General features: G+C 62.9%; 19 protein-coding genes. 8 read left to right on the top strand and 11 right to left on the bottom strand.

Going from position 1 to position 19,320, the window contains the following annotated elements; all coding sequences use genetic code 11:
* Positions 1 to 27 precede the first annotated feature (27 nt).
* Positions 28 to 525, bottom strand: a complete 498-nt coding sequence (locus C2L66_RS13420) for an NUDIX hydrolase (RefSeq protein WP_060599693.1) — start codon at positions 523 to 525, stop codon at positions 28 to 30.
* Positions 526 to 813: 288 nt separating this feature from the next.
* On the opposite strand from C2L66_RS13420, the gene C2L66_RS13415 reads away from it, so the two are divergent.
* From C2L66_RS13415 to C2L66_RS13405, 3 genes are read left to right on the top strand one after another with little or no spacing between them, the layout of a single operon-like run.
* Complete coding sequence (locus C2L66_RS13415; protein ID WP_060599694.1) at positions 814 to 1,956, top strand: Re/Si-specific NAD(P)(+) transhydrogenase subunit alpha; 1,143 nt, start codon at positions 814 to 816, stop codon at positions 1,954 to 1,956.
* A 17-nt stretch (positions 1,957 to 1,973) separates the two neighbouring features.
* Positions 1,974 to 2,306 (top strand): NAD(P) transhydrogenase subunit alpha part 2, encoded by a 333-nt coding sequence (locus C2L66_RS13410; protein WP_054928941.1) that lies wholly within the window; start codon positions 1,974 to 1,976, stop codon positions 2,304 to 2,306.
* Positions 2,307 to 3,758: an NAD(P)(+) transhydrogenase (Re/Si-specific) subunit beta gene (locus C2L66_RS13405; protein ID WP_054928940.1), complete on the top strand. Its 1,452-nt coding sequence runs from the start codon at positions 2,307 to 2,309 to the stop codon at positions 3,756 to 3,758.
* A gap of 846 nt (positions 3,759 to 4,604) precedes the next feature.
* Here the strand turns inward: C2L66_RS13405 and C2L66_RS13400 are convergent.
* The 7 genes from C2L66_RS13400 to C2L66_RS13370 form a co-directional block, all read right to left on the bottom strand.
* On the bottom strand, positions 4,605 to 5,291 hold the full coding sequence (locus C2L66_RS13400; protein ID WP_054928939.1) for a helix-turn-helix transcriptional regulator: 687 nt from the start codon (positions 5,289 to 5,291) through the stop codon (positions 4,605 to 4,607).
* 83 nt (positions 5,292 to 5,374) lie between these two features.
* Positions 5,375 to 5,758: a VOC family protein gene (locus C2L66_RS13395; RefSeq protein ID WP_060599695.1), complete on the bottom strand. Its 384-nt coding sequence runs from the start codon at positions 5,756 to 5,758 to the stop codon at positions 5,375 to 5,377.
* Positions 5,759 to 5,937: 179 nt separating this feature from the next.
* Positions 5,938 to 7,221, bottom strand: coding sequence for a THUMP domain-containing class I SAM-dependent RNA methyltransferase (locus C2L66_RS13390; protein ID WP_060599696.1), 1,284 nt, complete (start codon positions 7,219 to 7,221; stop codon positions 5,938 to 5,940).
* Positions 7,222 to 7,333: 112 nt separating this feature from the next.
* Positions 7,334 to 8,038, bottom strand: a complete 705-nt coding sequence (locus C2L66_RS13385; protein WP_060599697.1) for a PqiC family protein — start codon at positions 8,036 to 8,038, stop codon at positions 7,334 to 7,336.
* The gene (locus C2L66_RS13380) at positions 8,035 to 9,672 is read right to left on the bottom strand and encodes a PqiB family protein (RefSeq protein ID WP_054928935.1); all 1,638 of its coding nucleotides are present in this window, start codon (positions 9,670 to 9,672) and stop codon (positions 8,035 to 8,037) included. Before C2L66_RS13380 ends, C2L66_RS13385 begins: the two co-directional genes overlap by 4 nt.
* Positions 9,669 to 10,343 (bottom strand): paraquat-inducible protein A, encoded by a 675-nt coding sequence (locus C2L66_RS13375; RefSeq protein ID WP_054928934.1) that lies wholly within the window; start codon positions 10,341 to 10,343, stop codon positions 9,669 to 9,671. The genes C2L66_RS13380 and C2L66_RS13375 overlap by 4 nt, the downstream gene beginning before the upstream one ends.
* Positions 10,344 to 10,350: 7 nt before the next feature.
* A complete protein-coding gene (locus tag C2L66_RS13370) occupies positions 10,351 to 11,094 on the bottom strand; it encodes a paraquat-inducible protein A (protein ID WP_054928933.1) in 744 nt (247 codons plus the stop codon).
* Between the two features lie 378 nt (positions 11,095 to 11,472).
* Here C2L66_RS13370 and C2L66_RS13365 point away from each other — a divergent pair, with 378 nt between their 5' ends.
* The 5 genes from C2L66_RS13365 (at position 11,473) to C2L66_RS13345 (ending at position 15,623) form a co-directional block, all read left to right on the top strand.
* Positions 11,473 to 12,045: a cytochrome b gene (locus C2L66_RS13365; protein ID WP_009770917.1), complete on the top strand. Its 573-nt coding sequence runs from the start codon at positions 11,473 to 11,475 to the stop codon at positions 12,043 to 12,045.
* Positions 12,046 to 12,053: 8 nt separating this feature from the next.
* Positions 12,054 to 12,617, top strand: coding sequence for a YceI family protein (locus C2L66_RS13360; RefSeq protein WP_060599698.1), 564 nt, complete (start codon positions 12,054 to 12,056; stop codon positions 12,615 to 12,617).
* A gap of 40 nt (positions 12,618 to 12,657) precedes the next feature.
* Positions 12,658 to 13,227, top strand: a complete 570-nt coding sequence (locus tag C2L66_RS13355; RefSeq protein ID WP_054928931.1) for a YceI family protein — start codon at positions 12,658 to 12,660, stop codon at positions 13,225 to 13,227.
* A gap of 841 nt (positions 13,228 to 14,068) precedes the next feature.
* Positions 14,069 to 14,281, top strand: a complete 213-nt coding sequence (locus tag C2L66_RS13350) for a hypothetical protein (protein ID WP_082670309.1) — start codon at positions 14,069 to 14,071, stop codon at positions 14,279 to 14,281.
* A 64-nt stretch (positions 14,282 to 14,345) separates the two neighbouring features.
* On the top strand, positions 14,346 to 15,623 hold the full coding sequence (locus C2L66_RS13345) for an MFS transporter (RefSeq protein WP_054928928.1): 1,278 nt from the start codon (positions 14,346 to 14,348) through the stop codon (positions 15,621 to 15,623).
* Between the two features lie 103 nt (positions 15,624 to 15,726).
* On the opposite strand, the gene secF is transcribed toward C2L66_RS13345, so the two are convergent.
* The 3 genes from secF to yajC form a co-directional block, all read right to left on the bottom strand.
* The gene (gene secF / locus C2L66_RS13340) at positions 15,727 to 16,677 is read right to left on the bottom strand and encodes a protein translocase subunit SecF (protein ID WP_036002752.1); all 951 of its coding nucleotides are present in this window, start codon (positions 16,675 to 16,677) and stop codon (positions 15,727 to 15,729) included.
* A 17-nt stretch (positions 16,678 to 16,694) separates the two neighbouring features.
* Positions 16,695 to 18,749 (bottom strand): protein translocase subunit SecD, encoded by a 2,055-nt coding sequence (secD, locus tag C2L66_RS13335; RefSeq protein WP_060599699.1) that lies wholly within the window; start codon positions 18,747 to 18,749, stop codon positions 16,695 to 16,697.
* 121 nt (positions 18,750 to 18,870) lie between these two features.
* Positions 18,871 to 19,200: a preprotein translocase subunit YajC gene (gene yajC / locus C2L66_RS13330; RefSeq protein ID WP_054928926.1), complete on the bottom strand. Its 330-nt coding sequence runs from the start codon at positions 19,198 to 19,200 to the stop codon at positions 18,871 to 18,873.
* Positions 19,201 to 19,320 lie beyond the last annotated feature (120 nt).

Genomic DNA, 19,320 nt, shown 5'->3' with positions numbered 1-19,320 from the left:
CTGCTCTTGTGTGCCGAAGCACGCGTTCTATCGGGAGGGCCCGACCGAATGCGTTTGCACGAAGTCGAGCGGGAAACGCCGGCCTGCGAGGTAATCGTCGATACATTGCATCACGAGCGGCGTGCGATGCCGCTCGGGGCATGCGCGCAATTCGTCCGCGCTCATCCAGACGGTGCGGACGATATCGGGATCGAGCGCGCGGGCCTCGGGAGGTTCGCCGTGCGTCGAGCCGCAATACGTGAAGCGCAGATACGTGACGCCATCCTGCGGGCCGTCGACGGTGTCGGGCCGGCTGAAATGCGTCATGTAGACGCCGACCAGCGCCGCGGGAACGAATGACTGCGCCGTCTCTTCGAGCGTTTCGCGGACGACGGCTTGCGTCAACGTCTCGCCCGCTTCCAGATGTCCGGCGGGCTGGTTCAGCCGCAGCCCGGCGGGCGTATGTTCTTCGACCAGCAGGAAACGCCCATCGCGTTCGACGACGGCCGCGACCGTGACATGCGGAGCCCAGGTTTCCGGTTTCATGGGACGCCATTTTACCGTTTATGGCCCGGGCTTGCCGGTGCCCGCGAAGATCGGCGGCTCTCCGCCTAGCACATAACGATGCAAAAGGCACGGAAAGACACAAGGATCGTGTTCCTGAATACCGGGATCGTTACCAATTTCGATCCGCCCCTGGACTTCGGTTAAAGTGGACATCGTGGCTGAAGCCCCAGCCGTGCGTAGCCGTTGCACTTGCCTTTTGCATTGCCGGCGTTGCCCTTCGTCGGCGATTCCAGATTTTCATAACAGGATGGTCGAGGAGGATTCACGATGCACATCGGAGTGCCAGCCGAGACGCGGCCGTACGAAACACGCGTCGCCGCGACGCCCGAGACGGTCAAGAAGTACGTGTCGCAGGGCCACAGGGTTACCGTACAGAGCGGCGCAGGAACGGCCGCGAGCTATCTGGACGACGCGTACGCAGCTGCGGGCGCAGAACTCGTCGATGCGCCAGTCGCATTCGGCGCAGACATCGTTCTCAAGGTTCAAAGCCCCACCGATTCAGAACTCCCGCTTCTTAAACGAGGCGCGGTGCTGGTCGGCATGCTGGAGCCGTTTAATGTCGAGAACGCATCAAAGCTTGCAGCCGCAGGAATAACTGCGTTCGCGCTCGAAGCCGCGCCGCGTACGACACGTGCGCAAAGCCTCGACGTACTGTCGTCTCAAGCCAACATTGCGGGCTACAAAGCGGTGTTGCTCGCCGCCGATCTTTACCCGCGCTTCATGCCGATGCTGATGACCGCGGCGGGCACCGTGAAAGCGGCGCGCGTGCTGATTCTTGGCGCGGGCGTAGCCGGCTTGCAGGCGATCGCGACTGCGAAGCGCCTTGGCGCCGTGATTGAAGCGTCGGACGTGCGTCCTGCCGTGAAGGAGCAGATCGAGTCGCTTGGCGGCAAATTCCTCGACGTGCCTTACGAAACCGATGAGGAACGCGAAGCGGCCGAAGGCGTCGGCGGTTACGCGCGGCCGATGCCGCCATCGTGGCTTGCGCGCCAGTCCGCGCTGGTTCACGAACGGGCGAAGCAGGCCGACATCGTGATCTCCACCGCGCTGATTCCCGGCCGTGCCGCGCCGACCCTGATCTCCGTCGAAACCGTGCAGGCGATGAAACCGGGCACGGTGCTCGTCGACCTCGCAGCGGGACGCGGCCCCGAGTATGAAGGGCAGCGCGGCGGCAACTGTCCGCTGACGGAGGCCGACAAGGTCGTCGTCAAACATGGCGTGACGATCGCGGGGTACACGAATCTCGCGTCGATGGTCGCGTCGGACGCCTCGGCACTGTACGCACGCAATCTGCTCGACTTCATGAAGCTGATCGTCACGAAGGAAGGCACGCTCAATATCGATCTCGCGGACGACATCGTCGCGGCCACGCTGGTGGCGCGCGACGGCGAAGTCACGCGCAAGGCGTAAGAAATAGGAGACTGGTGATGGAAGTCATCAACCATACCGTGATCAACCTGATCATTTTCGTGCTGGCGATCTACGTCGGCTACCACGTCGTCTGGAACGTGACGCCGGCGCTGCATACGCCGCTGATGGCCGTGACCAACGCGATTTCGGCCATTGTGATTGTCGGCGCGATGCTCGCGGCGGGCCTCACGGTCGGCGGCACGGGCAAGTTCTTCGGCACGATTGCCGTGGCGCTTGCGGCGGTGAACGTGTTCGGCGGGTTCCTCGTCACGAGGCGAATGCTGGAGATGTTCAAGAAGAAGGAGCCGAAGAAGATCGCGGCTCCTGGCGGTTCGAAGGAGGGTGCGTAAATGAGCCTCAACGTCGTTACGCTCCTTTATCTGATCGCCTCCGTCTGCTTCATCCAGGCGCTCAAAGGGCTGTCCAATCCGAAGACGGCGCGAACGGGCAACGTGTTCGGCATGGTCGGCATGGCGATCGCCATTCTGACGACTGTCGCGTTGATCTCGAAGCAGGCTGCGCTCCTTGGCTCGAACCTCGCGCTTGGGCTGTCGCTGGTGTTCGTCGCGCTGGTGGTCGGCGGCGCGATTGGCGCATTCGTCGCCGCGCGCGTCGAGATGACGAAGATGCCTGAACTCGTCGCGGCGATGCACTCGCTGATCGGTATGGCGGCTGTGTGTATTGCCTATGCCGTGGTGTCGGAGCCGGCTGCGTTCGGCCTCGGCGCCGAGGAAGGCATCCCGGGCTTCCTGCCGTATGGCAACCGGATCGAACTGTTTATCGGCACCTTCGTTGGCGCGATTACGTTTAGCGGTTCGGTGATCGCGTTCGGCAAGCTGTCGGGCAAGTACAAGTTCCGGCTGTTCCAGGGCGCGCCTGTCGTCTATGCGGGCCAGCATCTGATCAACCTGCTGCTCGCGCTCGCGATGATCGGCTTCGGCGTGATCTTCTTCCTCACGCAAGCGTGGCTGCCGTTCATCATCATGACGTTGATCGCGTTTGCGCTGGGTGTGCTGATCATCATCCCGATTGGCGGCGCGGACATGCCCGTGGTCGTGTCGATGCTGAACTCGTACTCCGGCTGGGCGGCGGCGGGCATCGGCTTTTCGCTGAACAACGCGATGCTGATCATTGCCGGGTCGCTGGTGGGTTCGTCGGGTGCGATTCTGTCGTACATCATGTGCAAGGCGATGAACCGCTCGTTCTTCAATGTGATTCTGGGCGGCTTCGGCGGTGAGGCCGGCGCGGCGACGGCGGGCGGGTCGGCGGAACAGCGGCCTGTCAAGTCGGGGTCGGCGGAAGATGCGTCGTTCATGCTCGGCAATGCCGAAACCGTTGTGATCGTGCCGGGTTATGGGCTGGCCGTTGCGCGCGCTCAACATGCGCTGAAGGAGCTGACCGATCTATTGATCGAAAAGGGCGTGGATGTGAAGTATGCGATTCACCCTGTTGCTGGGCGTATGCCTGGGCATATGAACGTGCTGCTGGCGGAAGCTGAAGTGCCGTATGAGATTGTCCATGAAATGGAGGACATCAATGGCGAGTTCGGCCAGGTCGATGTGGTGCTTGTGCTTGGTGCGAATGACGTTGTTAATCCTGCTGCCAAGACCGATCCCAAGTCGCCGATTGCGGGTATGCCGATTATTGAGGCCTATAAGGCCCGGACTGTTATCGTGAATAAACGCTCGATGGCGGCGGGGTATGCGGGGCTCGATAATGATCTCTTCTATATGGATAAGACCATGATGGTGTTTGGCGATGCCAAGAAGGTGATTGAGGATATGGTCAAGTCTGTCGATTGAGGTTGGAGTGACGCGGAGGCGCTTTGGTTTTTTTTTGCGCCTTCGCGGCGCGGGCGGTTTTTTTGCTTTTGCGCTAGGAACCGCGGTTTGCTTTTGCTTTGCGCTGGCATCCGCGAATTGTTAGCTTGCTTCAGGCGTCGCCCCTGTGCGGGGCGGCACCTACTTTTCTTTGCCGCCGCAAAGAAAAGTAGGCAAAAGAAAGCGGCTCACACCGCCAGCGCTAATTCTTGCCTGAGGGCCCCCAAAGGTTCTTACGCTTCACACGGCAACCACGTGACCCACATCCGTTGCCAGCGCTCTGAATGAGCGCCTCACCCGCTTCACGCACCTGCGCTTCAGCACGCCGCGCCAGACAGTCCACCGCCGCCCAGGTGGCAAACTGTGTGTAGGCCGTAGTGCCTCGCACGCCTCACTTCGAACCGATAGCGCGCGCGTCCCACCCGGTAGGAGCGCTACCCTATACGACGCGACAACCTACACACAGTTTGCCACCTGGGCGGCATATACGATTCGCTGCCGCTTGCCCGGCTACGGGTATTTGAAGCGGGTGAGGCGTTGATTCGGAGCGTTGGCAATGGGCAGCAACTGGGGCGCTGGCGTGTGAAGGGTGGGGACGTTGAGGGCCCGTGGACAAACGTCAAGAATTGGCGGTGTGAGCCGCTTTCTTTTGCCTACTTTTCTTTGCGGCGGCAAAGAAAAGTAGGTGCCGCCCCGCACAGGGGCGACGCGTGAAGCGAGCTAGCGCATCGCGGATGCCAGCGCAAAGCCATAACGCGGATGCGAGCGCAGAACCAAACCAAACCCAAACCCAAACCCAAACCCAAACCGCCCGCGCCGCCCAGGCGCTCACCGGGCCTTCACCCCAATACTCCGCATAAAATCCGCCAACCTCCTCCCCTCGACATCGGGAAACGGCTCCAGCACGTCCAGCTGTCCAATATTCGCCAGCGCGAAGTGTCGAAAATCCTCCCGCAACTCGCACCAAGCGCCGAGCGTAAACCTGGCTCCCCAATAGGCGAGTGCAAGCGGCCACACCCGCCGCTGTGTCGCGGCGCCATGCTTGTCCTGATACGCAAAGCTAACAACACGCCGCGAGTCAATCGCGCGATGCAGCGTATCGACAATCACCGACACACTCCCATCAACATGAAACGACGGCGCAAAGAACGCCAGCCTGTCTATAGTGGCCCGCTTGTCAGCGGGCATGGCCGAAGCGATCTTCGCCAGCGCGCCGCGCGCACCCGCCGCCATACTCTCGCCACCCCATGACTCAAGCATCCGCGCGCCGGCAGCGAGCGCCATCAGCTCTTCAGCGGTGAACGTGAGCGGCGGCAAACTCGCGCTGCGGCTCAAGCGATAACCAATGCCCGGTTCCCCTTCGATCGGCACGCCCGACAGCTGCAAATCCTGCACATCGCGATAAACGGTGCGCAGCGACACATGCAGCCAATCGGCCAGCTGCTGCGCGGTCGTGAGCCGCCGGCCGCGCAGCAGTTCGGCGATCTGGAACAGGCGGTCGGCGCGACGCGTCATCGTGGGGGTCTCCCGGAAATAGACGGGGAATCTCCCGCGATAATAGCGCCGCACGACTCGCTCCCGCCGCGTTGCGCGTCACTTCACGCGTTGGTCTTCGAATGCAGGCCGATGCGGTTGCCTTCGGTGTCGGTGAAAAAGCCAATCCAGCCGATTTCGTGCGGCAACTGCACGGCGGGGCCCTCGACCTTGCCGCCCGCGCGCTTCACGCGCTCGAGCGTCGCGTCGACGGTCGGACGCGCGTTCAGATACACGAGCGAACCGGTTTGCGATGGTTCGAGCGTCGGGCTCTGCACGATGCAGCCGCCCGTCGACGGCTCGTCATAACTGAAGACGGCCATCGGCATGCCGAAATCCTCGCGGCGTAGTGTCGTATCGAGCGCGGCCTCGTAGAAGCGCACGGCGCGTTCGAAATCGACGGAAGGAATCTCGAACCAGGCGATAGCGCGATTGATTGATGCTGACATGACGTTCTCCTGTTGTTGGCGGTGTGCCGCATATCGCCGGATGGCGTAGGAGAAGTGTGCGGGCGGGCTACTGACAGCGTTCTGTCAGTAGCGTTGCGGAGGGCATCAGAAACACAGACAACAAAAAAGCGGGCATCAAGCCCGCTTTTCTTGCAACCGGCAATCGAAGAACTCGCCGCTTATTCCTTCGGCCCATCCGCCGCCGGCCTTTGCCTGACGCTGCCCGCAATCAGATCAAAGCGGAACAGCCGGCATTCGAGCGCGCCGTTGAACAGCGGCGTCTTCGCCGATTCCCGCAACCGCAATTGCCCCGGCAGCTTCCGGTCCGACGTCAGCACGAACGCGTGCCACCCGGTAAAGCGCTTCTTCAGCGCATCGCCAAACGACTGGAAGAACTCCGTCATGTCGGGCGCCGCTTCGCTCTCCGCACGGCGAAAGCCGCCTTCTTCGCGGCCGGTGTTGCGAATCTCGCCGCGCGGACCGCGCCCGCGCACCTCGATCCGCTCGCCGTAAGGCGGATTCGCAACGAGAATGCCCGCTTCGCTCGAAGGCGGCATCATGTTGCGCGCATCGAGCTGCTTCAACGGCAGCGCCGGGAAACCAGCGCGTTCGAAGTTGGCTCGCGCCTTCTCGAGCATATTGTCGGAAATATCGCTGCCGAAGATCAGCAGATCGCCACGGCCAGCACGCGCCGCGCGCTTCGCCTCCTGCGCGGCGACTTTCAGCGTCTGCCATGCCGACACGTCGTACTGCTTGAATTTCTCGAAGCCGAAGCGCCGCTCGACGCCCGGCGCAATGCTCAGCGCGACTTGTGCCGCTTCCGCGAGGAACGTGCCGCTGCCGCACATCGGGTCATACAGCGGCGTGCCGGGCGTCCAGCCCGTCAGGCGCAGGATGCCCGCCGCGAGGTTCTCGCGCAGCGGCGCCGCGCCCTTGTCCAGTCGCCAGCCGCGCTTGAAGAGCGGTTCGCCGGAAGTGTCGAGGTAGAGCGTGCAGTCGGTGGCCGTCAGGAACGCGAACACGCGCACGTCGGGCGCGCCTGTGTCGATGCTCGGACGCGCGCCCGTCTTGTCGCGCAGACGGTCGCAGATGGCGTCCTTCACGCGCAGCGTCGCGAATTCGAGGCTGCGCAGCGGCGACTTGATCGCGGTGACGTCGACGCGCAGCGTCTCGTTCGCCGAGAACCACTGCTCCCAGCGCTGCTCGAGCGCGAGGCCGTAAATGTCCTGTTCGTTGCGATACGGACGATGCGCGATCTTCAGCAGCACACGGCTCGCGATCCGCGAATGCAGATTGGCGGCCATGCCGGCTGCCCAGCCGCCCTTGAAGTGCACGCCGCCGGGCACCTGTGCGCCCGCCGCGAACGGCGCGCCGCCCAGATGACGTGCGGCGATCTCGGCGAGTTCGGCGGCGAGCGCGGCTTCGAGGCCGCGCGGGCAGGGGATGAAAAATTCGAAGGACATGGAGATTGCCGTAAGGCGTGGATTAAGGCGACATTGTACGCGGTCGCCTTGCCGTGCCTTGCGGCGAGTATCGCGCGCGGGCGCGATGCGCTACCCGCGCGGCCCGCGCCCGTCAGCCCTTCGTTGCCGTATTCGAGGCTGACGGCGCGGTTGACGGGGCAGCGGACGGCCCGGAGGTCGAGGCCGGACACGCCACAGTCGCGCCGCGCGCCGGTGCCGACGCGAGGTTGCGCACAGCGGCGGCGATTTCTGTCGCAATCTGCTGGACCGCGCGCCGATGTCCTTCTGCAAGCGCATCGTAGCCGCCCGAAACCGGCTCGCTGACCACGCTGCGGCAGGTCAGCACGGCCTGCGTGCGCACGGCGCGCACGCTCCACACGGCATCTATCTGCGCGCGCGAGCCGGGCCACGACTCGAAGCGCTGCACGTTCACGCTGATGCGATAGACGGGCACGCGGTCCGGATACGGCGAGCCGTACACGTCGATCGTGCCCAGCTGCTGCGTCAGCGAACTGGACAACGCGCGGCGGATCTCGTCGCCCGGCAGCGACGCCCAGCGCTCCTGTTCGAGCACCTGCACCTGGGTCGGCCCGGTCTGCACGACAAACTGGTTTTTCGCCACTTGCGGCGGCACGTCGACGGGCGGCACTTCGATCAGAAACGCCGGGTTGCTCGCGGTGCGCACGGCATCCGGCGACGGGCCGCTCGCGGAGAGCGTGTAGAAATGGCTGGCCGGCGACGAACACGCGGCGAGCGCGGCAAGCAGGGCAGAAAGCGCGGCGGCGCGCATCGTTCGGGGGACGCGTGCAAACGTCATGGCTTGTCTCCTGATTTACCGCGCAGCAACGATTCGGGATGGCGTTCGAGATAGTCCGATAGCGCATTGAGCGACTGCAGCGTGCGCGTCAGTTCCTGCAGCGCCTGATGTACGTCGGATTGCAGCGGCGAGTCCTGCTGCAGCGTCGCCTCCGCCGAGCTGAACGTCTGCTTCGCAGCGGTGAGCGCGTCGCGCGTCTGCGGCAGCACTTCCTTGTCGAGTTGCGTGAACAGGTGGTCGGCGTTCTTCAGGGCGGCGTTCAGGTTGTTGCCGATCTGGTCGAACGGCACCTGATCGAGTTTCTTCGCGATATCGGCGATCTGCAGTTGCAGTTCGTCGAGCGAGTTCGGGATCGTCGGCAGTTCGATCGGGTCGCGCGTGATATCCACGGTTGCCTTGGGCGCCTTGGGGAACAGGTCGATCGCCACGTACAACTGGCCCGTCAGCAGGTTGCCCGTGCGCAACTGGCCGCGCAGGCCGTGATTGACGAGCGCGAGCAGCATTTTCTGGCTGGCGTCCGTGCCGGATTCGGGCACGGGCTGGCCGCGCGAGCGGCGGCGCAGGCGGTCAGGATAGAGATCCATCGTGACGGGCATGTTGAAGTTCTTCGTCTGCGGATCGTATTCGACGCCGATGTTCGTCACCTGGCCGAGCACGATGCCGCGGAAATCGACAGGCGCGCCGACGGACAGCCCGCGCAGCGACTGGTTGAAGTTCATCACGACGCGCACCGGCTCGCCGTCGGGCTCGCGCATCGCGTCGGCTTCGTCGGAGCCGAGGCGGAACGTCATGTTGTTCGGCGCCTGCACGCCGACCGCCTGGCCGGGCGGCGACTGGAACGCCAGCCCGCCGACGATCACCGTGGCCAGCGACTGCGTGTTCAGCTTGAAGCCGCCCGAATCGAGCCGCACGTCGACGCCGCTCGCATGCCACCAGCGCGAGTTCGAGCCGACATACTGGTCGAACGGCGCGCTGACGAATACCTGCACGGTGACGCCCGTGCCGTCCTTGTCGAGCGAGAAACCCGTCACCTGGCCGACCTGCACGCGCCGGTAGAACACGGGCGAGCCGATATCGATCGAGCCGAGCGATTCGCCGCGCAGCGTGAACTGATGACCCTTCTGGTCGACGGTGACGGCGGGCGGCGATTCGAGGCCGACGAACTGCGTCTGCGTTTCCGTCGAGCGTCCGCCGTCCACGCCGATGTACGCGCCCGACAGCAGCGTGCCGAGCCCCGACACGCCGCTCGCGCCGATACGCGGGCGCACGACCCAGAAGCGGCTGTCCTTCACCGCGAAGTCTTCGGCTTCCTTCGTCAACTGCACTTCCACGTTCACGCGCGAGTGATTCTTCGCGAGCTTGATGGTCTTCACGAAGCCGATGTCGACGTCCTTGTACTTGACCTTCGTCTTGCCGGGCTCGAGTCCTTCCGCGCTGATGAAGCTGATGTTGATGGTCGGTCCTTTTTCGAGCACCGACTTCACGACCAGCCCGACGCCGATCAGCGCCGCGATCAGCGGAATCACCCAGACGAGCGAAGGCAGCCAACCCCGTTTCGTGACGATCTCGGGCTCGGGCACGGGGTCGTTCTTCGGCGGGCCGGAAGGTGGCGTCGGCGCTTGAGGGCTATTCATGTTTCGGGTCCTGAGGTTTTACGGCTTTTCGGCTTGTTTGCGGCGGCGTCGCCATGGTCGTTGTCCACGTCGTCCCAGATCAGGCGTGGATCGAATTGCATCGAGGCGATCATCGTCAGAATCACGACCGAGCCGAACGCGAGCGCGCCCGGTCCGGCCGTGATGACGGCGAGCGACTTGAAGCGCACCAGCGCGACTGTCAGCGTGATGACGAAGATATCGAGCATCGACCAGCGCCCGATGCGCTCGACGATCCGGTAGAGCTTGGTGCGTTCGAGCGGCCGCCAGCGCGAGTGGCGTTGCGCGGTGATGGTCAGCAGCGCGAGCACCGTGAGCTTGAGCATCGGCACGAGAATGCTCGCGACGAACACGATGATCGCCAGCGGCCAGTCGCCCGAGGTCCAGAAGTAGACGACGCCGCTCATGATCGTGTCGTCCTCCGCGCCCAGCAGCGAGGCCGTGTGCATCACGGGCAGCAGGTTCGCGGGAATGTAGAGCACGGCGGCGGCGATCAGCAGCGCCCAGGTGCGCATCAGGCTGTCGGGGTTGCGACGGTGCAGGATCGCCCCACAGCGCGTGCAGCGTTGATCCTTGACGCGCGCGCGGGGCTGCACGCGCGAGCACGCGTGACAGGCGACCAGACCGGCGCGCGAGGCCGTGATGTATTTCATCGGCCCGTCATCCCCGGTGCGGTGCGGGCGAATCATCGACATCGGGTGCGCCTGCCGCACGATCGTTGCGATCGTCGGGATTGCCGCCATCCGTGTCGTTGCGCGCCGCGTCCTCGCGTGCGTGGCGTTCACGCCGCGCCTGCAACACGCCGAGACTTTCGGCAACGTCCCACAGCGTGCGCGGGTCGAACGTGACGACCACGACGAACATCAGTGTGAGCGCGCCGAACGCGAACATCGCGGCTTCCGGAATCACCCGCGCGAGGCTCACCATCTTCACGATGGTCACCAGCACGCCGAGCATGAACACTTCTATCATGCCCCACGGGCGCACGAACTGAATCGCGCGCAGCACCTGGTTGAAAAGCGGCGGCACATAGCCCGCGCGGATCGGCAGCAGCAGATAGAGTAGTGCGAGCAGTTCGGTGAGGGGAAACAGCGTGGTCGAGCAGAACACCATGATCGCGACGATCTGCATGTTTTCGTCCCACAGCGCGACGATGGCGCCGAGCAGACTCGTCTGCGACGTGATGCCGTTGGTCTCCAGTTCGACGATGGGGAAGCCCTGTGCGATCAGGAAGGTGATCAGCGCGGCGACCGTCATCGCCGTGATGCCGTCCAGCCGGCCCGATGCACTCCAGTACAGCATCGCGCCGCACCGCTGGCAGCGCGCAATCCGCCCGCGTCCAAGGCGCGGCTTCTGGAACAGCGCGTCGCATTCGTGACAGGCAATCAGGTGGTCATGTTCCATGCAGGCAATCGGGAGGCGATGTTGTTGTCGCGGTTGCGGTCGATGTCTTACAGATTGTTGCCGCGCAAGTGACTCGCATGTCACGGCCAGGGGCAATAGTATCAAAGCTCATCGCAGTGAGGCCTTACAGGTGGGTGCTCGCGGCGATCACAGCGTGTGCGGCGTTCGGCGGCTGGTTGTAGGCTTTGTCCGACAGATGCGGCACGCATCGGTAAAAGCGGGGGTAGCAAGTTCCGCACCGCGCGCAATGGTGTCAGCCAGTTACCGCCGCTTGCGGTACGATGAGCGCCGCGCAGACCGTTGGCGCCGATGCTGGACGCGAGCGGAATAATGGCATCGCCCGGGTCGTTTAACTTTCATGTTGGCGTCGGATCCGTCATGGCACATACCTCTTCGTTTCATTCGTTCTCCGCGCGCGGTTCGTCATATACGTCGACGGCCATCGCGCTGCACTGGCTGATCGCGCTGCTGATCGTCTGCGGATTCGCCCTCGGCTGGGTGATGACGGACATTCCCGGTTTCACGCCGACCAAGCTCAAATACTTTTCGTGGCACAAATGGATCGGCGTGACCGTGTTCGCGCTGGTCATCATCCGCATTCTGTGGCGCGCGACGCATGCCACCCCGCCGATGCCCTCGCACATGCCCAAATGGCAGCGCGGCATTGCGCATCTCACGCACTTCCTGCTGTACGTGCTGATGGTCGTGATTCCTGTGTCGGGCTATCTGTACAGCTCCGCGGCGAACGTGCCCGTCGTCTATCTCGGGCTCGTGCCGCTGCCGCGCCTGATCGCGCCCGATCCGCATCTGAAGGAAGTGTTGAAGTCCGTTCACATCACGCTCAACTACACGCTGCTCGTGCTGGTCGTTCTGCATGTGCTGGCGGCGCTCAAGCATCAGATTCTCGATCGCGACGGCCTGTTGTCGCGCATGATCCCTTTCCTCAAATAAGGACAAACATGAAGGTCTCGTTCTACCGCTACATGCTCGCCGCATTTGCGGCGGCGTCGCTGGGCGCGTCGGGCGGCGCGTTCGCGCAGGTCGACATGGGCAAAAGCACGGTCACGGCGATCTCGAAGCAGATGAACGTGCCTGTCGAAGGCAAGTTCAACAAGTTCACGGCGCAGATCGCGTTCGATCCGTCGAAACCGGCGGCTGGCAGCGCGCAAGTCACGGTCGACACATCGAGCTACGATCTCGGCGACGAAAGTTATAACGAGCAGGTGCGCGGCAAGGAGTGGTTCGATTCGAAAACCTTCCCGACGGCCACTTTTGTCTCGAGCGCGATTGCGCCCGCGGGCAGCAACCAGTTCAAGGTGACGGGCAAGCTGACGATGAAGGGCAAGTCGCAGACGGTCGTCGTGCCTGTCACGGTGACGAAGCAGGGCGCTGCGCAGGTGTATGACGGCGCGGTGACCGTCAAGCGGTCGCAGTTCGACATCGGCACGGGCGAATGGAAGGACACGTCAGTGGTCGCAGACGACGTGACGATCAAGTTTCACATCGTCGCGGCAGGCAAGTGAACCGTAGCATGCAGACAGAAAGGAGAATGAATTGAAAACGATGCTCTTGGTTATGGCTGGCGCGCTGGCGTCGTCGGTGGCGGCAGGCGCGTTTGCTGCCGATACTTATCAGCTCGATCCGACGCACACCTATCCGAGCTTTGAGTCCGACCACATGGGTGGGGTGTCGACGTGGCGTGGCAAGTTCACGAAAAGTTCGGGCACGGTGACGCTCGATCGTGCTGCGAAGACGGGCACGGTGGATGTCACGGTGGATACGTCTTCGATCCAGACGGGGAATACGAAGCTTGACGAGCATCTGCGGTCGGGCGATTTTTTCGATGTGGCGAAGTATCCGACGGCGACTTTCAAAGGGACGGCGATCAAGTTTGATGGCGACACGCCTGTTGGGGTTGATGGTCAGTTCACACTGAAGGGTGTCACGAAGCCGCTGAATCTGAAGATCGAATCGTTCAAATGTATTCAGCATCCTGTGCTGAAGCGCGAGGTGTGCGGTGTCGAGGCGACGGGGGAGTTCAATCGCGCGGACTATGGGATGGATTTTGGTACTAAATATGGATTTAGCATGAAGACGGTGCTGCATATTCAGGCTGAAGGGATCAAGCAGTAGGCGCCTTGGCGGCGCGGTTTGGTTTTGGTTTTGGTTTTTGGTCTGTCTGCGACGCTGGGTGGTTTGCTAGTGATTTCGCTGGGATCCGCGACTTGTTAGCGTGCTTCACGCGTCGCCGTTTGGTGTTTTGGTCTTTGCGCTGGCATCCGTGGTTTGCCTTTGCTTTCGCTGGCATCCGCCGTTTGCCTTTTCGCTGGCATCCGCGTGACGTTATCTAGCTTCAGGCGTCGCCCCTGTGCGGGGCGGCACCTACTTTTCTTTGCCGCCGCAAAGAAAAGTAGGCAAAAGAAAGCGGCTCACACCGCCAGCCCGTGTTCTTACCCACGGGCCCCCAACGGCCCCGCCCTTCGCACGGCAACGCACCTGTTCACCTGCGTTGCCAACGCTCTCTCCCTGCGCCTCACCCGCTTCACACTCCCGCGTCACAACACGCCGCGCCAGACAGTCCTCCGCCGCCCAGGTGGCAAACTATGTGTCGGCCCGTGGTGCTCCACATGCTTCACTCCAGACCGATAGCGCATGCGTTCCACCCTGTAAGAGCGCTACCCTATACGACGCGACAACCTACACACAGTTTGCCACCTGGGCGGCGCAAACCATTCGCTGCCGTCGGCCCGAGTACGGGTATTCGAACCGGGTGAGGCGGCTGTTCGAAGCGTTGGCAACGGGCAGTTGCCGGGGCGCTGCCGTTTGGAGGATGGGGACGTTGGGGGCCCGTGGGTAAGAACAGGTGCTGGCGGTGTGAGCCGCTTTCTTTTGCCTACTTTTCTTTGCGGCGGCAAAGAAAAGTAGGTGCCGCCCCGCACAGGGGCGACGCGTGAAGCGAGCTAACGCATCGCGGATGCCAGCGAAAGCAAAAGGCAAAACCAAACCAAACCAAACCAAACCAAACCAAACCAAACCAAACCAAACCAAACCAAACCAAACCAAACCAAACCAAACCAAACCAAACCAAACCCCTGGCACTTCTCCCCCTCGTGCAGACTTAATTTTTCCGGTACATATTGAACAACCACGCCGGATCGGTTGTGCGCGCATCGAACCGGCAAAATGAAAGGACCGGGCGTCCCACGCCAATCACCACGACAACGACTATCGCGCGCACCTGGAGATCCACAATGAGTTCAACACTAGCCGCGAGCACCGCGCAAACCCGCCCCGACACATGGCGCACGGTGGTCGCCGCGTCGATCGGCAACGCCCTGGAATGGTTCGACCTCGTCGTCTATGGCTTCTTCGCCGTCGTCATTTCAAAGCTGTTCTTTCCAGCCGGCAACGACACCGTCTCGCTACTGCTAACGCTCGGCACATTCGGTGTGTCATTCTTCATGCGGCCGCTGGGAGCGATCGTGCTCGGCGCCTACGCCGACCGGGCAGGGCGCAAGGCCGCGCTCACGCTCTCGATCCTGCTGATGATGATCGGCACGCTGATCATCGCCGTGCTGCCGACGTATCAGTCGATCGGACTCGCAGCCCCGCTGATTCTCGTCGTCGCGCGGTTGATGCAAGGCTTCTCGGCGGGCGGCGAATTCGGCAGCGCAACCGCCTTTCTTGCCGAACATGTGCCGGGGCGGCGCGGCTATTTCGCCAGCTGGCAGATCGCGAGCCAGGGCCTGACGACGCTGCTCGCCGCACTGTTCGGCATGGTCCTGACAGGCGGGTTGTCGCCGGAACAGATGGCGTCCTGGGGCTGGCGCGTACCGTTCTTCTTCGGCCTGCTGATCGGGCCCGTCGCGTGGTACATCCGCACGAAGCTCGACGAAACCCCCGAGTTCCTCGCCGCCGAAACCACCACCACGCCGATTCGCGATACCTTCGCGAGCCAGAAACTGCGGCTGTTCATCGGCATGGGTATCGTCGTGCTCGGCACGGTATCGACGTATCTCGTGCTGTTCATGCCGACTTTCGCGATCAAGCAGCTGGGTCTCGCGCCATCGGTGGCATTCGCGGCGATTGCGCTGGTGGGCGTGATCCAGCTGGTGTGCTCGCCGGTCGTCGGGCATCTGTCCGACCGTCACGGGCGCGTGCGCATCATGCTCGTGCCCGCCGTGTTGCTGTTCGTGCTGATCTGTCCGGCGTTCAGCTATCTCGTCGCGCATCCGACCTTCGGCACGCTGATCGCCATGCAGATCGTGTTCGGCTTCCTGATGACCGCTTACTTCGGCTCGCTGCCGGGACTGCTGTCGGAAATCTTCCCGGTCCAGACGCGCACGACGGGCATGTCGCTCGCCTATAACATCGCGGTGACGATTTTCGGCGGTTTCGGGCCGTTCATCATCGCGTGGCTGATCCAGGCGACGGGCTCGAAAGTCGCGCCGAGCTTCTATCTGATGTTCGCCGCCGTGTTGAGCGTGATCGCGCTGATCGCGGCGCGTCGCAAGTTGGGCTTCCGGTGAATCGGGTTACGCGTTAGCGCAGGCGCTGTAAACGACAAAGGCCGGTTCATCATCGAACCGGCCTTTGTTTTTACCTTGCTTCCGAAGTATCAGACGCTTTCAATCAAACCTGCGCGCCTGCGTTCGGATCATTCGGATCGTGGCGTTCCTTCTTGTCCTTGATCAGGTCTTCACGCTTGACGCCCAACCACATGGCGAGCGCCGCCGCGACGAACACCGACGAGTAGATACCGAACAGAATGCCAACCGTCAGCGCCAGTGCGAAGTAGTGCAGCGTCGGGCCGCCGAACAGGAACATCGACAGCACCATCATCTGCGTACAGCCGTGCGTGATGATCGTACGCGACATCGTGCTCGTGATGGCGTGGTTGATGACTTCGATCACGCTCATCTTGCGTTCGCGGCGGAAGGTTTCGCGAATCCGGTCGAAGATAACCACGGATTCGTTCACCGAATAGCCCAGCACGGCAAGCACGGCAGCCAGCACCGACAGCGAGAACTCCCACTGGAAGAACGCGAAGAAGCCGAGAATGATCACGACGTCGTGCAAGTTTGCGATCACACCGGCGACCGCGTACTTCCACTCGAAGCGGAACGACAGATAGATCACGATGCCCGCGACCACGCACGCGAGCGCGAGCAGGCCGTCGGTGGCGAGCTCCTTGCCGACCTGCGGGCCGACGAACTCGACACGCTGCAGCTTCGCGTTCGAATCCTGGCCTGTCAGCGCGGCCATCACCTGATCGCTCTGTTGCGCCGAGCTCAGGCCTTGCTTCAACGGCAGACGGATCAGCACGTCGCGCGAGGTGCCGAAGTTCTGCACCTGAGCGTCGGCGTAGCCGATTTTGGTCAGTGTGTCGCGCACGGGTTCGAGCGGCACGGCGCCCGGATACTGCACTTCGATGACCGTGCCGCCCGTGAATTCAACGGACAGATGCAGCCCGCGATGCAGCAGGAAAAACACGGCGGCGATGAACGTCAGCAGCGAGATCGCGTTGAAGATCAACGCGCGCTGCATGAAGGGAATGTCTTTGCGGATGCGGAAAAATTCCATGTTCTCTTCTCCGGGACTCAGCGGGATGAACCCGGTTTGTTCGTGCCACCCGGCGCATTGCGGTTGCGCAGCGTCGGCTTGGCAGCCTGGGCTTTCGCGGCGCCGGCGGGCGCCTTGGCCTTCGGCTTCGCCTTGGGCGCCGTTGCCGCGGCGATCGCGCGAGCCGTGTCGGTCTGCGTGTCCGCGTTGTCGAGATATGCCGTTGCGCCCTCGGCGGCAGCGGGCTTCCACACCTGGCCGATCGCAAGCGTTTGCAGCTTTTTCTTGCCGCCGTACCAGAGGTTCACGAGACCGCGCGAGAAGAACACGGCCGAGAACATCGACGTCATGATGCCGATACAGTGCACGACGGCAAAGCCGCGCACGGGACCTGAGCCGAACGCGAGCAGCGCGAGACCGGCGATCAGCGTCGTCACGTTCGAGTCGAGAATCGTCGCCCACGCATGCGCGTAGCCGCTCTGGATGGCCAGTTGCGGCGGCGCGCCGTTGCGCAGCTCTTCACGCACGCGCTCGTTGATCAGCACGTTTGCGTCGATCGCCATACCGAGCGCGAGCGCGATAGCGGCGATGCCCGGCAATGTCAGCGTGGCCTGCAGCATCGACAGAATCGCGATCAGCAGCAGCAGGTTCACCGACAGCGCGATCATCGAGATCAGGCCGAACAGCATGTAGTACGCGATCATGAACACGGCGATTGCCGCGAATCCCCACACCACCGAGTGGAAGCCCTTCTTGATGTTGTCGGCGCCGAGGCTTGGCCCGATGGTGCGTTCTTCGATGATGTCCATCGGCGCGGCGAGCGAGCCGGCGCGCAGCAGCAGCGCGAGATCGGTTGCGGCTTGCGGCGTGGGCTGGCCCGTGATCTGGAAACGATCGCCCAGTTCCGACTGGATCGTCGCGACCGTCAGCACTTCGCCCTTGCCCTTTTCGAACAGCACCATCGCCATCGGCTTGCCGATGTTGTCGCGCGAGACGCTGCGCACCGCGCGGCCGCCCGCCGAGTCGAGACGGATGTTGACGGACGGACGCTGATGTTCGTCGAAGCCCGCCGACGCGTCGATGATGCGGTCGCCCGTGAAGATCACGGCCTTGCGCAGCAGCACGGGCGCGGCGTTGCCTTGCGTGAAGAGTTCGTCGCCTGCCGGAACCGGGTCGTTCGGATTCGGATGCAGGCCGTTCGGATCGGCAAGACGCGCTTCGAGCGTCGCCGTGCGGCCGATGATGTCCTTCGCCTTCGCCGTGTCCTGCACGCCCGGCAGTTCGACGACGATGCGGTCGGAACCTTGCTGCTGGATCACCGGCTCGGCCACGCCGAGTTCGTTGACGCGGTTGTGCAGCGTCGTGATGTTCTGCTTGAGCGCTGCGTCCTCGACCGTTTTCTGCACGGCCGGCGTGAACGTGCCCACCGCCTGGAAGCCGCCCGCCGGGTTCGGCTGGGTCGCCCACTGGAGTTCGGAGACGCCTGTCACCAGTTGCTTGCGGGCGTTTTCCGCGACGTCCTGGTCTGCGAAGTTGATGACCACCGACTGACCGACGCGGTTCACGCCGCCATCGCGGATGCCCTTGTCGCGCAGCAGCGTGCGCGCATCCGATGCGTCCGAATCCAGCTTCTTGTTCAGCGCGCCTGCCATGTCGACCTGCAGCAGGAAGTGCACGCCGCCGCGCAGATCGAGACCGAGGTACATGGGCAGTGCGTGCAGCGCGGTCAGCCAGCGCGGCGACGCACTCTGCAGATTCAGCGCGACGATGTACTGCGGATCGCTCGGGTCGCTATTGAGCGCCTTTTGCAGCAGATCCTTCACGCGCAGCTGGGTGTCGGTGTCTTTCAGACGCACGCGGATGTTCGCGTTCGTCGCGGAGTTGTCGAACGTGACGTCGTCCGGCTTGATCTGGCTGGAGGCGAGCGCGCCTTCGACCTGCGACAGCGTGGTCGAATCGAGCTTCACCGTTGCCTTGCCGCTCGACACCTGCACCGCCGGCGCTTCGCCGAAGAAATTGGGCAGCGTGTACACGAGGCCGATGACGAGCGCCACCAGCATCACGACATACTTCCAGAGGGGATAACGATTCATGGGGTGGTCCAACGGGAGGTTGGCTTGAAAGCGATGCGTCCGGCGATGAGCGCGGCGAGCAGAACCATGCGCGGTTTGCTTCGATCGACGCGAGGCCGCGCCGGACGCGAGAGAGCAGGCCTTACAGCGACTTCAGGGTGCCCTTCGGCAGAATGGTCGTCACCGACGACTTCTGCACCGTGATTTCCGTACCTTCTGCGATTTCGACGCCAACGTAGGCTTCGCCGACCTTGGTCACCTTGCCGACGATGCCGCCGTTCGTCACCACTTCATCGCCCTTCGCCATCGCGGCGAGCATGTTGCGGTGTTCCTTCTGGCGCTTCATTTGCGGGCGAATCATGATGAAATACAGCACCGCGAACATCAGAATCAGCGGCAGGAAGCTCATCAGGCTCGATTCGGCGCCACCTGCTGCACTGCCTTGCGCGAAGGCATCGGTAATGAACGACACGTTGGTCTCTCCGTTATAACAATCAAAAAAATCAGCCGGTTATTCTACCACTGGCCATTTACGGGACGGCACCCGGAACGGGTTTTCCTGACGGCTTGTCAAGGGGCTTTGCCGATATTC

Source organism: Paraburkholderia caribensis, assembly GCF_002902945.1.
Lineage (GTDB): Bacteria > Pseudomonadota > Gammaproteobacteria > Burkholderiales > Burkholderiaceae > Paraburkholderia > Paraburkholderia caribensis.
The sequence above is the reverse complement of the archived record's forward strand: the minus strand, read 5'-3'. Positions and strand labels throughout refer to the sequence as shown.